Origin of the sequence: Paenibacillus macerans (assembly GCF_900454495.1) — a bacterium.
Taxonomy (GTDB): domain Bacteria; phylum Bacillota; class Bacilli; order Paenibacillales; family Paenibacillaceae; genus Fontibacillus; species Fontibacillus macerans.
In genome coordinates, this window is sequence record NZ_UGSI01000002.1 from 917,599 (window position 1) to 931,865 (window position 14,267).

General features: G+C 42.1%; 8 protein-coding genes. 7 read left to right on the top strand and 1 reads right to left on the bottom strand.

Annotation, left to right across the window (positions count from 1 at the left end; genetic code table 11):
- Positions 1 to 8: 8 nt before the first annotated feature.
- Positions 9 to 2,465: an O-antigen ligase family protein gene (locus tag DYE26_RS27120; protein WP_036619428.1), complete on the bottom strand. Its 2,457-nt coding sequence runs from the start codon at positions 2,463 to 2,465 to the stop codon at positions 9 to 11.
- A gap of 655 nt (positions 2,466 to 3,120) precedes the next feature.
- On the opposite strand from DYE26_RS27120, the gene DYE26_RS27125 reads away from it, so the two are divergent.
- The 7 genes from DYE26_RS27125 to DYE26_RS27155 are packed head-to-tail and all read left to right on the top strand — an operon-like array spanning position 3,121 to position 13,940.
- Complete coding sequence (locus DYE26_RS27125; RefSeq protein WP_036619429.1) at positions 3,121 to 6,153, top strand: glycosyltransferase; 3,033 nt, start codon at positions 3,121 to 3,123, stop codon at positions 6,151 to 6,153.
- On the top strand, positions 6,150 to 7,094 hold the full coding sequence (locus DYE26_RS27130) for an NAD-dependent epimerase/dehydratase family protein (protein ID WP_036619430.1): 945 nt from the start codon (positions 6,150 to 6,152) through the stop codon (positions 7,092 to 7,094). The genes DYE26_RS27125 and DYE26_RS27130 overlap by 4 nt, the downstream gene beginning before the upstream one ends.
- An 8-nt stretch (positions 7,095 to 7,102) precedes the next feature.
- Positions 7,103 to 8,713, top strand: coding sequence for a glycosyltransferase family 61 protein (locus DYE26_RS27135; protein ID WP_036619431.1), 1,611 nt, complete (start codon positions 7,103 to 7,105; stop codon positions 8,711 to 8,713).
- Between the two features lie 14 nt (positions 8,714 to 8,727).
- Entirely contained in the window at positions 8,728 to 10,614 is a 1,887-nt protein-coding gene (locus DYE26_RS27140; protein ID WP_051985234.1) for a methyltransferase domain-containing protein, read from the top strand.
- 30 nt (positions 10,615 to 10,644) lie between these two features.
- Entirely contained in the window at positions 10,645 to 11,424 is a 780-nt protein-coding gene (locus tag DYE26_RS27145) for an ABC transporter permease (RefSeq protein ID WP_036619432.1), read from the top strand.
- A 16-nt stretch (positions 11,425 to 11,440) separates the two neighbouring features.
- Complete coding sequence (locus tag DYE26_RS27150; RefSeq protein ID WP_036619433.1) at positions 11,441 to 12,748, top strand: ABC transporter ATP-binding protein; 1,308 nt, start codon at positions 11,441 to 11,443, stop codon at positions 12,746 to 12,748.
- Between the two features lie 13 nt (positions 12,749 to 12,761).
- Positions 12,762 to 13,940, top strand: a complete 1,179-nt coding sequence (locus tag DYE26_RS27155) for a glycosyltransferase family 61 protein (protein ID WP_036619434.1) — start codon at positions 12,762 to 12,764, stop codon at positions 13,938 to 13,940.
- Positions 13,941 to 14,267: the final 327 nt, after the last annotated feature.

Sequence of the window (14,267 nt, forward strand, 5' to 3'; positions counted from 1 at the left end):
TTTATGCTTTAAAAGTTTTGCTGAGTTATTTTGTCAATTTCCCCTTTTTCGTTTGGATCCATTTGCAGCAAGCGATCATATACCGCCTGGTCGGTGGTTCCGTTCTTCTGCAAGGCTGCCAAATACCAGCGGGCGATCTCACGGTTCGTACCATCATTCAAGTCATCCTTGATGCCAACTTTAAAAATCTCCGCAGCTTTTGCCGGATCGTTCAGCATATATTGCATTTTACCGGCGTTTAGCACCATCGGTTGCGTGATTTCAAACGGATTTCCTTGCAATTGACCTTTCGGCAGAGTTTTCAAATGTTCAACCCCGGCAACCACATGCTGATATGCGGCAAGTCCTGTTTTGAAGTAGTCGTCCTTCTTGGCAGTATCCTGTTGACCAAGCGCTTGGTAACCTAGCTCATAAGACTGCACAATCAACTGTTCGTACCAATTCATATCATAGGCGTAACGATCGGCATTATCGCGAAGAACGGCATATGCCTTATCGTTTTCGCTATTGGATTGATACAGCGTCATGAGCTGCTTGTACATATTTTTGTCGAACGGCTCTTTTTTCAGCGTATTTGTTAGTAAATTAAGCTCTTCGTTGTAAAAAGACTCATCTTTCGTCTGACTGTACACGGCTTGAAGAAGGCTGGACATATACAATACCGCATCGGGGTGATCTCCACGTTTGCTGAGAGCCTTATCCAGCGGTGTTTTAATTTCCTGGAAGTCATTACTTGTGGTGAACAAGTTTTTAGCTTTAACAACGTCTTGGCTCGCCCCAATATAACGGATCGACACAAAGATCAGCACGATCGAGGCAAGCACCATAACCGTGCTATACAAGCCTCGCATTGTGCCTGGCTTCAACTTGAGTTTGGCTACCGGGCGGTTGTCCATCACAGCCGCCATGCCGCCCAGACCCAGGAAAACAAGCATGCTGATAAAAACAAAACTCATATTGAAATCCATCAAGCTGTGAATCAGAATCGAAAAAACAAGAATGAAATAAGCAAAATAAGAGTCACGTTCCTGTTCACCGGCTTTGATGTAGCCGCGAATATATTTATAGAAAATAAAGATCAGAAATGCCACAAAAATAATGAATCCTAAAAGGCCGGTCTCGACCAGATACTGCATCACAAAGCTGTGCGCTTGACGGCTGGAGTACGGGTTGTTTTGATACTTTTCAAAAATCGACGCCCATGCGCCGCCGCCTGCACCGATGATTGGATAATCTTTAAGAACTTTTACGGCGTCTTTATAGAATGTCATCCGTTCAAGGAAACTGTGCTGCTGCAGGTTAAGATTTTCCAAACGTTCCCCAATGTTGCCCGGTAAAATATGCTTGAGGTTCGTGCCCAGGAACAGCCAAGCCAGGATACCGACCACAACGACGGAAACGACCGGCAGCCACAGGCTGGACAGTTTTCTATCCGCCCATCTGCTAAGGCCGCTTTCCAAACGAGGAGCTGCATAACGCTGGATCAGCCATGCGATCACGGCCAGCGCCAGCGAGGCGCCAAGTACATAAAACCAGCCTTTGGCCGGATCATTGATTTGCCCCAGGTGGAATTGCTGCCCGAGGTTCGTTACCGGTTTAGCGATCACCAGCGTGGCAACACCGGCCAGCACGCAATAAACAATCCACAGGATTTGTTTGGCCGGCTTCAGGAATAACAACAGTACGACGAAGACGACAGGCAAGAACACCAGGCCGCCGCGCGATAACGTCAGCAAAATCGAAAGGACCATCGGTACCAGCATAAATGCGTGGATCGCTTGGCCGTACCACTTTTTAGAGCGGGTGATGCCGAACACGGCGATGAAGAAGAAGGCCATCAGGAAGGCGGCATACGTATTAGGATATTGGAAAACAGATGCGAGACGTGGACCGTTTGCGTCAACCCAAACCGCCTGCGTGTATTGTCCATCAACGACAATTCCCGAGAACCAGCCGACAATGGCCGACACGGTTCTTCCCTGTCCGAGCCAGTTGAATAAGCCGAACAGCACAATCACGTAAGCAACCGTAATCAAGGTCGTCTCAATCATCCGGTTGGCCTTGTGATTTTGCAGCAAATAAAGCCCCATAATGAACATAAAGGCATAAAGCGATTGAATCAGCACCATATTGGAAGCAAAGTACTGGCTTGCCGCCGAAATTAGTGCGATAATGTAAGTTATGGGAATTAAGAGTACAAGCAGGGCTGTCCAGTCCCGTTGGTCTTCCAGCTTGATATTTTTGAAGAAAGCCGCAGCCCACACCAGCAGCAGGATGCTGCCGACAAGAACCGACCAATAGATCGGCTGCTCAAAATTTAGCACAAGACCGTTAAACACACCAGCCTGGAACGGAGCCCAAACCAAAAACATAATTAAGCCAACTAATAACAACCATAACGCCGCAGGTAACTTTTCCCGAATTCTCGACTCTACGGCCATTTTCCCGTATACTGGATTCGACACGTATTTATCTCCTTTGCTAATAGATACGGGTATTATTTTAGCATAGGATGGGCTCTTCTTCTACTAAGCGTCCAATGAAAGATTGTTTTTTTAAATTATGGTATTTAAAAGAAAAAATGTAATTTTGTAACTAGAAGCATTTTCGGAAAACTAACATGATTCGAGGGCAACACCGCTTCTCATGAGCATACTGCTCTGCTCCTGATTAGTATTGCAAACTGCTGCACTTGTGTGTCACAATCAATAAAGATTTGATGAAAGTCCTTGTGGTAATTCATGCGGAAACTCTACAAATTGAAGCTTTTGGTGTAACGGGCCTGCCGAGATTTGTTGCGTGATTGCTTTATTGTGTGATTCTCTTGGTCCTTTGGTAAAAATAGAAATGACTTTATCGAAGCAGTGTTGCGCATCGTTCAGGAGAGCAAGGGGATATTGTTCATACCATTTGCGGGGCTAAGTTTCTGGGCGGACTACGCTTAGGAGGTTTTTCGACAGGCAGGGTATACGACTGCAGACAAATAAAATTACAGTTACGCAGCCGTCCTCCGTCCTATAATCCCCCCGCTTGATTAAAGTGAGTCTGTATGCACTGGGCTTTGAGAAATTGCTACACTGACAGGGTGTTTCACGAAGATTCTTGGCGGAGGTTTCATTTATGAAATTAATGAACCAATTTTATAACTTCATAATAGATGTTTTTAAAGCCTTTTTCAATACAAACAGGAGCAGGGCGACCTTTCGGAAAGCTTACGCGGTATTCAAGGAATTCGGTTGGGCAGGTTTTGTAAAAGCAATTAAAAATAAAGCATCTAAACGCCAGCTTTTAGATGGGGTAGTCACAAAAGAAGAGGAAGAAATGGAAGAACTACCTTACGTTGGATCTGTTTTCGTTGCGGGGGACAACACTGGAAGAAAGCTCTTCCGGCGACAACAGGAGGAGTACTCAGAAGCGGTTATTGGACAAATGATTGAGGTACTACAAAAGAACGTTCACTTTAGCATCATACTGCTTTTGGAACGTACTGAGATAAACATGCTGGAGCGGACATTAAAATCAGTTCAGTCCCAAATCTATGGTCGTTGGGAGCTTTGGGCGGTTGATTTGGGAACAAAGGACAGGCGAGGGGTAAATCTCTTTGGTAGAGAAGCAGAAAAAGACTCTCGCCTCCATCTGCTGGGGTCAAACGGGCAGAAAATAGGTAGAGCGGAAGCATACAATCAAGCTCTTAGTAAAACATTGGGTGATTATATAATTTTTATGCACATGGGTGATCAACTGACGCCCGACGCTCTGTATTGGGCAGCAAAGAATTTAGACGAAAGAGACAACGTAGACCTGCTTTTTTCGGATGAATGCTATGTCGACGAGAATGGCAATTATTTCAGTTTCTTTTTCAAACCAGCTTGGTCACCGTTATTGATGATTAGGTCTTCCTACCCTGGGAACTTCTCTGCGTTCAGGAAAGCAACTTTGCAGAAGTGCGGAGAATTCGAAAAAGCATTTGACAGTTGTGCACTTTATGAAATGACTCTACGGCTCTCCAAGCGAGGGGGGGGAATTCGACACATTGAACGGATTTTGTATTCGACATACGCTGTTGAAAAAACAGCAGAAGCTCGTCGACGAGAGATATCTAGTCGGGCAAAGGCATTATCCCAACATATGTGGCGTATGAACTATCCGGCTTTCATCTTTGAGCAAGACGGACAAAATTTTATATCCAAATGGCGGAGTGAAATTCCACTTGTTAGTGTGATTATTGCAACAGATCATTCTGCCATACTGAGTAGTTTGCCACACCTGCTGCGGAATACTGCGTATCCTAACTTTGAGATCGTTATTGTGTCGAACTCAGAATTATCGGAAGAAATCGGAGAAGCGATGTCCGGCTTAGGAGAACGGATGATTCTTTGCCCATATGATGGGCCTCTTAATTATTCAAAAAAATACAATCTTGGTGCGGAAGCAGCCAAGGGAGAATATCTTGTTTTTCTAGGCGACGATATGTATATAGCGCAGCAGGACTGGCTGAATCACCTATTGGATGTTTTGGATCTTCCGGGGATCGGAGCGGTTTCCCCAGCTGTGATCGACTCGGAAGGTAAAGCTGTTTATATGGGGGGGCGGATCGGTCAGCATGGCGGTGAGTTGTATGAGTGTACATTTTTGGGACAATCATTTTATAGCAAAGACGACCGTGCGCTAACACTTCACATGAGCAGAGAAGTTAGCGTACTGAGCCAGTACTGCTTTTCGGTACGAAAAGATGTTTTTCTACAGGTTGGCGGATTAAATGAAAAATCCACTCCGAATCGATACTTCGGATTGGATTTTAGTTTCAGAATCCAAAACAAGAACCTACGCTGCGCATTTGTTTCGACAAGTATTCTTCTTCATAAAGAAAGAATTGGCGAGAGAAATACCAGTCCGCGAGATAGGGCGTATCTGTACATCATAAAAAAGTGGCACACCGCTCTAAAAAGGGACATCCTGTTTACAGACAGCATGCTACAATACAGTACAGACAGTGACAACTTACCGAATCGCCTGCTCCTCCCTGAAAACCTGCTGAAGGGGGAGAAAGGAGACATTCTGCTTGTAAGTCATGAGTTGTCCCGGACTGGCTCCCCTCAGGTTGTATTTGAGGCTGCCAAAGTCTTGAAGGATCAAGGATATTTTCCAGTTGTAGCTTCTCCGGAGGATGGCCCCTTGTCGAAGGATATTTTGGCGGAAGAGATTCCGGTTATTATTGATCAGGATCTATCAAAATACAGAGCTTATCGCCCGAACGAGACACCCAAGTCCATATCACCGGGTATTGACAACTTGTTGAAAAACTTTGATCTTGTGCTTGTAGCCTCCATTGTTAGTCATAACTTTATCAACTGCTATAATGGTTCGGATATTCCGTTTCTATGGTGGATCCATGATGGTGGGACGGGATATAATTTTCTCAAAAACTATCTACCTAGGTATTTGAAGAGCAATATTTCCGTCTATTGCGGCGGTAGATATGCACAGGAAATGTTGGAGAAATATCGACCGAAATATTATACAGAAGTGCTTTTATATGGTGTAAAAGACTGGGCTGACCTGAAAGAAATAACCGTTCGACGGGAAAAAATACTATTTCTATTTCCTGCTACTTTTGAGATAAGAAAGAATCAGATGTTATTGTTGGAGGCAATAAGCATGTTACCACAGGCTATTGCGGAAAAGGCCGAATTTCTGCTGATAGGCAAAGTTGGTGATGAACTCTACTATCGGAGTGTATACAATAAAGCCAAAGAACTAACCAATGTCAGAATATCCGAGCCAGTTCCCTATGACAAGTTGATGGATATTTACCGTGAGACTGCTTGTGTGGTTGTCCCATCTATTGACGATCCCATGCCGGTTGTCTTGGCGGAGGCAATGATGATGTCCAAGATTGTCTTATGCTCTGACATGACGGGAACGGCACGCTATATTGAGGACGGTGTAAACGGATTTGTATTTAGTAGTAAGAGTGCTTCGGAGCTGGAAAAGAAACTGGAGTACATTATTGGCAACTTTGATACAATGAATGATGTTCGCAAGTCGGGTAGGAAGACATACAAGCAGTATTTTTCTCAGGAAATATTCACCAAAAATTTGGTTAGTGTTGTAGAGAAGAATATAATTCGTTTTACGGAGGATAATCGATGAAAAAATATGTAGTCTTGGGCGGAAACGGTTTTATTGGGAGGAATTTGGTTAATAAGCTAAGTAGAGATAATCATGTGCTAGTGGCGGATAGAACTTACAGCCCGGAATTTGAGGCAATGAATAATATTTCTTATAAGAAATTCAATTTTACAGAAGAAGAGAGCTTTGCCCCGCTTTTAGATGGGGCCGATACAATCATTCACTTAGTTAGTACACTGTTTGCTAAGGACGGTACGGAAAACCTTGCACCCGAGGTGTCTGCCAATGTTCTCTCAACGATTCGTCTTCTGGAAGACATAGCAGGTAGGAATGTTAATCTTCTTTTCGTATCTTCGGGGGGGACGGTGTATGGGGAGGGAGGAGAATTCCCGGCGTTGGAGGATGACTCAAAACATGCTTTTTGTGGATACGCTCTGACCAAGATGATGATCGAAAACACTTTGGAGTTATACCAAAATCAGCATGGACTTCGCTATCAGACCGTGCGTTTGAGTAATCCTTATGGCTTTATGAGCAACAGTGGCCGTATGCAGGGACTTATTCCAATCATAGTGAATCGGGTTTTGCATGGAGAACCGATTACTATATGGGGAGACGGAGAAAACATTCGTGATTATATCTTCATTGATGATGTTGTTGACGCAATTGCAGCAGTCCTGAATTATGAAGGGGACGAAAATATATTCAATGTCGGCACAGGGGTTGGTTATTCCATTAATGAGATTCTTAATTTGGTAATCGAAAAGCTAAGTCCGGAAAAGCCTCCGGTCATTCAATATTCTTCAAGTCGTAAGTGTGATATTAGAAAAAATGTTCTCAATATTGAAAGGATCACGAAATGTACGGGGTGGAAACCGAAAACTGGGATTGAGGAAGGGATTGAGTTGGTGATTCGAGAGTCTAGAACTAAAATACGACCCTCATTCTCAGCTATAGAATAGGTTGTTATATGACACATAATCTACAGTTTTTGAATGAGCAAACAGCAGACCAGTACCAGGAAATGATGGAACATAACTTTTTGTGGCCAGACTGGGAGCCGACTGTTGAAATGATTGACAATGGCGTCATCGTTCCGGCGGAAGCTTTTTATGATGAGGTTGGCAACTATAGATATCGTGGAGGCGTGTTGGACGCAGAGGGGAGATTCGTGAAATCTTCCGGACTATATAAAGGTTTGGACTATGGAAAAGCACCTCTTTCGATGGCGGAGTGTCCTGATGTCAATCCGGATGATTGCACATATATTGACGAGACAGTGGTCTATTATGGTTGCTTTATTTACCATTGGGGACATTTCCTGTTTGAATCGACAAATCGGCTGTGGTATTACTTGCGGGAGAATTGTAAAGCTCAAGGGATCCGACTTGTTGGTATTTTTCTCAATAATAAGCCGGATGGTAACTTTCGGCTTTTTCATGATTTGCTTGGAATCGGACAGGATGACCTTGTTTTCCTGAATCGCCCGACTAGGTTTAGACGTGTGATCGTTCCTAGACCTTCCTGTATGTTGTCGACGGCCCGTACGGTGAATTTTTACTATTCACAAGAGTTTTTAATTCCATTTGATGCAATCCAAAATTCCGTTCCAACGAGTCCAAGCAAAAAGATCTATTTAACCCGTACTAATCTGCAGATGGGCAATACCATCGGTGAGGAAGAGATAGAGGATAATTTCCGAAGAAACGGATTTGACATAGTATCGCCGGAAAATGAGACGCTACCGAAGCTTGTGTCGTTGTTGAAGAACGCTGAAGTCGTTGCTGGGCTAAGCGGCTCCAATACCCATAATCTGTTGTTTGGAGGTTATGGATGTAAAGTGATTATCCTCAACCGAATGCAGAGCACAAACTATCCACAGGAATTGGTGCATCAGGCAAGAAATATTCAGGCAGTTTATATTGATGTTTATTCGACTTTTATGCCGGCTACTCATGGTAATGGCCCGTTTTTGGTAACAGTAAATGAGCATTTGTTCAACTTTCAAGTCTCTGCGGGAATGCTCCCTTACAACTTTTCGTCTTATATTCCCACAGACATTATCGTTAGATATTTACAAAAATGGGGTGTGGTATACCGCAATAACCCATTTGCCGCAACTGCGCTGGATAAATACTATTTTAAAATGAATGACTTTATTGAACAAGTCTATTCATTTTTTATAAAAAATGAACATGGGATTCAGAAACCAATAACGAGAAAAAAACTCCGTCATTTGCTTTGGCTTCATAAGCATGGACTGAAAAGAATATATGAAATGGTTAATACGGATAAAAGTAGACTGTCTGATTTGAATATCATCAGATATTCTTATTATTTCAATGAGCATTGGTATCGTAAGAAATATATGACCCGTGTAAAAGGTGTCGAACCTGCTGCACACTATCTGTATGTCGGATTTAAAGAAGGCAACGACCCGTCCCCGCGGTTTTCTACAAGTGGTTATTTGAACTTGTACCCTGATATTCGCGAAGGCGGGATTAACCCTCTGTGGCATTATGAGAAGCATGGGAAGTATGAAGGTCGTCAGGTTGTCCAGAGCTCTAAAAGTATTTTATAAAGGAGATGGATGAAGTGGCAACGTTACATTTAGGTTTTTCTACTGGGATCGACCAGTATGTTGATAAGGAAGAAGATTTACTTCTAGCTCATTACCGCGGAGAAAAACTGATTGAACACCCGAGAGATAGTCTATTTTATTTAACAACAAAAGAGCGGGAAAACATTTTATCATGGTATCCATTTCAGAACAAAGAAGTACTTGAGATTGGTTCCGGATGTGGATGTATTACAGGTATGCTATGTGATTCCAGTAAAAGAGTTGTTTCTGTTGATCAGTCACAAAAACGTGCACGAATTACGTATGAAAGACATAAGGAAAGAGATAATCTGGAAGTCTACGCTGGAAATATTGCTGATATTCCATTTGAAAAAAAATTTGATTATGTAGTTTTGATTGGCGTTCTGGAGTATGCAGGACGATTTTTTTCGGAATACCCACAGGACGTAGTTTTCTTAAAAATGATTCGGGATTTACTTAAGCCAGATGGTATTTTGCTTATAGCGATTGAGAACCGCTATGGGATAAAGTACTTTGCGGGAGCAAATGAAGATCACTTGGGGAAGCCATATCTGTCTTTGACTGGATATTCAAAAATGGATGTTAGGACATATGGAAAGCAGGAACTGCAGGAACTGCTGGGAAGTTGCGGCTTTTCAAAGACGAAGTTTTACTATCCTTTTCCGGACTACAAATTGCCATCTGTGATCTATTCGGACGATAAGCCGCTATCCTACGCCGATGCTGCACTATTACCTAATTATACCTATGGTAATCCAGTGAATTTTTCGATCCAGGAAGCAATGTCAGGAATTATAAAAAATGGACAGTTTGGATTCTTTTCTAACAGTTTTTTGGTTGAGGCCGGAACAAATGACAGTCATTTTGCAGATATTACATTTGTCAAATTCCAGCCGAAAAGAACTGAAGACTATCAAATCATATCGATCGAACGGGAAGGAAAACGTTTTGTTAAGCGTCCGAGAAGTTCAAATGCCAAAGCGCATCTAGAAAATTATCAAAGGATTCACGAGAAAATGTCAGGAAATGGAATTAGAATTTGCAAGGTTCAAAGATCAAACGATGAATGGCAAGCGGAGTATATTGAAGGAAAATCCATCTCTGAATTGGTCGACCTGGCGGGGGAGAAAAACGGAAAAGACGGCATTCGTCAGGAAATTCAAAATCTTATAGATTATTTCTATAGTATTAGCGAACATGTGGTATTGGATCAGCCGGTCCTTGATGAACTAAAGGGTCTGTACACAGAACCCACATATGTTTTAAGATATGGCCTTGTGGATCTTAATGCAAGTAACCTTCTTTATCAGAACGATGTCGGATACACGCTTATCGATCAAGAATGGGAAGAAATCAGACAAATCCCAACAGATTATGCTATTATGAACTCTATTGGATATTTATACTCAACTTGTTCCACTGTGAAAAGCTTTTACTCGTTAACGAGTCTCTTGGAGGAATTTGGGTTGTCACAAGATAAAGTATCTGTACTTGAGAAAATCTCGGATATTTTTTTCAAAGAAAAGCATTCTGTACTGGACGAAGAAAAATCTATGATATTCGATCAGCTCAGCCAATATGAGATTACTCAACCTCCCCGAAGTGGTTGGGAGGCTGAATTAAATCATCAGAACAAGCAAGTTGGGATCTTGAGTGAGAACTACAATCGGGTTGTTACACAAGTCAAACAACTCGAATCCGAGCTTCGGGAGAAAAATGAACAGGTTGCTGATTTGAGTAAAAATTATAATATTGTCGTAGAACGTATTAGGACACTGGAGAAACTTCTTGAGGAACGAAATCAACAAGTGGCACATTTGAGTGCAAACTACAACCGGGTTGTTAAGATGATTCAAGATTTAGGGCAGAGCAATGGTTGAGGGGATTTCTTTATAATATGGAGGAATATTATGTTTAATCGATTAAAGGAAATTATTCAATATAGAGGAACCATTATTGGCCTTGTCAAAAGAGATTTAAAAGGCAGGTATAAGGGGTCGGTTTTTGGATTTTTCTGGAATTTGATTTTCCCCTTATCCCAAATACTAGTATATATCCTGGTGTTCTCTCAGGTTTTTAAACATGATGTGCCAAATTATTACTTGTTCTTGGTCGTAGCGATGATGCCGTGGCTTACTTTCACAGAATGCATGCAGCAGGGAGGGGGAAGTATTGTTGGACAGTCGAGTCTTGTTAGTAAAATATATTTTCCTAATGAAATTCTCCCTATATCAACAGTAATCGCACGATTTATTAATCTATTGCTGACTTTTGTCATTGTATTTGTGCTGATTTTTATCGGTGGACAAGGATTCAATCCGGAGGCGTTGTTGTATCTTCCTCTAGTGATTATGATCGAATTTATTATGGCGTTGGGAATAACCATTATTTTGTCAGCAATTACAGTCTACTTTCGTGATGTACAGTATATCGTTCAGATGCTATTGATGGCGGGCGTATGGGTAACGCCGGTCTTGTTTGAGCCAGGTATGGTGAAGGGTTTTTTAGCATCTATTATGGCCGCAAATCCCCTCTCCCCGGTGATCACAGCGTTCCGGCAAATTCTCTACTATAAGGAATCCCCAGATATGCCAAGTCTGTGGATGGCAGCTGGTTTTTCGGTAGTCCTGTTGATAATTGCTTTAGTTGTTTTCCGGAAGCTTGAGTCTGGTTTTGCGGAAGAGATATAAATACAGGAGGCTAATGATGTCTGGAGATGTAGTGATTGAAGTTAAAAATGTGAAAAAATCGTTCAAAATCTTTGCGGATAAGAGTCAAACGCTGAAAGGACTCCTCTCCAATATCAAGCGGGCCAAATTTGAGCGAAGAGAGGTTATCAAAGGAATCAGCTTTCAAGTTAAAAAGGGTGAGGTTATTGGTATTATCGGAAAGAACGGTTGCGGTAAGAGTACAACATTAAAAATGCTCTCCAAGCTCTTAAAGCCTAGTGAAGGAGAAATAACGATTAAAGGAAGAGTTTCCAGCCTAATAGAATTAGGGGCGGGATTTCATCCAGATATGACTGGACGGGAGAATATTTATGTGAACGCGTCCATTTTTGGTTATACCAAAAAGGAAATTGACGCGAAGATGGATGAAATTATAAAATTTTCCGAGTTAGAGGATTTTATTGATTCGCCAGTAAGAACGTATTCCTCAGGCATGTATATGCGTCTTGCTTTTTCCGTTGCTATCAGTGTTGACCCGGAGGTCCTTCTGGTAGACGAAATTTTGGGCGTGGGTGATGCTGCTTTCCAAACAAAGTGCTTTAACCGTATTAAGGCCATGAAGGACAGTGGGATGACAATCGTGATCGTGTCCCATTCAACCGGCCAAGTAGAAAAGTTGTGTAACCGGGCAATCTGGATTGACAATGGTATTATCAAGGAAGATGGACCGCCACGAGTTGTCTGTTCTCATTATCTGGAGGCGATGGAAGAGCTGCGGATTCGACGGGCGGAAATGGAGTATCAAAGGTTAATTTCCAGTAGCGTTGATGTGGAGCATGCGAAGAAAGCGAATCGTAACCTTACTTGTCGCGATATTACTCCGCAGTACGATCCTGACTCTCGTAGAAGCGGTGACGGCGATGTGGAAATTTCGCATGTTGTAGTAGTAGATGATAAGGGAAATGCCAAGCAGGTTTTTGATAAGGGAGAGCCGTTTACTATTAATATGGCCTATCGAAGTATTAATAGCGGCACGCCAATCAGTGTGACTGTTGGTTTAGTCAGGGATGATGGTGTACCGGTTTATGAGGTGTCTACGGAAAGTGACTCAAAAAAGAAGTTCCAAGCCTTAAAAGAGGGACACATTCAGTTTCGTTTTTTGAATAACAATTTGTTGAACGGAAAGTATTTTCTTAATGTGTATATCTATGGAAACAATGGGGAGGAGCATGACATTATCAGAAGTATTATTGCTATAACCATAAAGGGAGAAGAGATGAATGAATCGGGCGTAGTTAGCATGCGCCACGTATGGGATGTCGACGGAATAATCATTGAGAAGTAGTGGGGAGCGGGATATGGGGAAATATGTCGATTTGTATGTTAGCAAAGAGAACATTGAGGCGTACAGGGCAAATGAGAAACAAGACTATCTAAGGAAGGCAGCTTTGAATGTTAAAGAGGTGAAAAACGGTATTATTCTTCCGGCCAAGGGGGATCTCTCAGTTTCTTGGGCGCTCGGAGGAGTATTAGATGAAAACGGTCAATTCGTCAAGGAATCACATACTAGGAATGAGCATGTCTTCGGCGGTTTTTACGAATATGATAAGCAATCTGTGCAACAGTGCGATGAAACGGTAGTGTTTATGGGGCCGTTTCTGTCCCATTGGGGGCACTTTATCTGTGACCAGATATCAAGGTTATGGTATATTCTCCCGGATATAAAAAAGTACCGGATTGCGTATTGTGGTTGGAATTGGGGTGGCGAGCAGACCAGTTTGTGGGGGAACTTTCTGGAATTCATGCATTTGCTTGGCTTAAGTGATGAGCAGTTGATAGATGTCAAGAAGCCGATGCGGTTCCGTTCAGTCATCATTCCTGAGTTCTCCTATATTCAAGGGGAATACTACACCGAAGAATTCAAAAATATCTATCGTACTGTTGTATCAAATATCGAAGTGTCCGGCCTTGAACCATACTCGCATATATACTTTACACGTAGGAAATTTTCCGATGCGCTGAATAAGGAACGTGGGGAAGACGAGATAGAATCATTATTTGCGGCGAACGGATACAAGATTCTTTCCCCTGAGCAGTTGACACTAAGTCAACAGATTTATTATATGCGAAACTGTGACTATATGGCGGCTATATCAGGCAGTATCACACATAACCTGTTGTTTGCCAAAGAGGGGCAAAAGGTGATCATTCTCAATAAAATGGACTTGATGAACGGTTACCAAATGGTGATTGACAATATAATGGATGTCAAAATCTCCTGTGTTGATGTTTACGTGAAGATATTTCCTGTTTGTTTTGGCCTCGGACCGTTCCTGATAGGCATTAATCGTAACTTAAAAAATTTCGTAAAGGACAAAGGCATGACGATTCCTCGGAATCTGCAATTAAATATAAAAGCGACGATTAAGAAATATATGTGGTACTTCGCAAAATTTGCTCGAATTTATGCTAATGAACATAACAGAAGTGAGTTGCTTTCACAGCAAAGTGCAGTTAGAAAACAAAAAAACAAATAAAGAAAAGTAAAATGCCAGAGAGGTTATGTTCTATATATCACTCTAAGTACAATCTACATTGACTTATGGTTCCAGAGGTATTGGTGTGATTAAAGGCAGCGTGGCAGTGATTATCATAAAATTTTAGTCAGTACGTCACTGGTCGAAACCACATAGGAGATTCTTTAGGGGGCAGGCACTTTAGTGTCCTCAATCTCTGCTATAATGTAGTAGGGAGCAGAAAATGGGAATATTTAATTGAAAGGCAGGAAGCGTGATCTTGTCAAGATATTCTTATAAAAGTAATTAATGCTCTTTGTTAATAACCCGAACCTCCAGTATTATTGA

Excerpts from the sequence above, each read along its gene's own strand:
- DYE26_RS27145 (WP_036619432.1), top strand. The coding sequence starts at position 10,645 with ATGTTTAATCGATTAAAGGAAATTATTCAATATAGAGGAACCATTATT.
- DYE26_RS27130 (WP_036619430.1), top strand. The coding sequence starts at position 6,150 with ATGAAAAAATATGTAGTCTTGGGCGGAAACGGTTTTATTGGGAGGAAT.
- DYE26_RS27155 (WP_036619434.1), top strand. The coding sequence starts at position 12,762 with ATGGGGAAATATGTCGATTTGTATGTTAGCAAAGAGAACATTGAGGCG.
- DYE26_RS27150 (WP_036619433.1), top strand. The coding sequence starts at position 11,441 with ATGTCTGGAGATGTAGTGATTGAAGTTAAAAATGTGAAAAAATCGTTC.
- DYE26_RS27135 (WP_036619431.1), top strand. The coding sequence starts at position 7,103 with ATGACACATAATCTACAGTTTTTGAATGAGCAAACAGCAGACCAGTAC.
- DYE26_RS27125 (WP_036619429.1), top strand. The coding sequence starts at position 3,121 with ATGAAATTAATGAACCAATTTTATAACTTCATAATAGATGTTTTTAAA.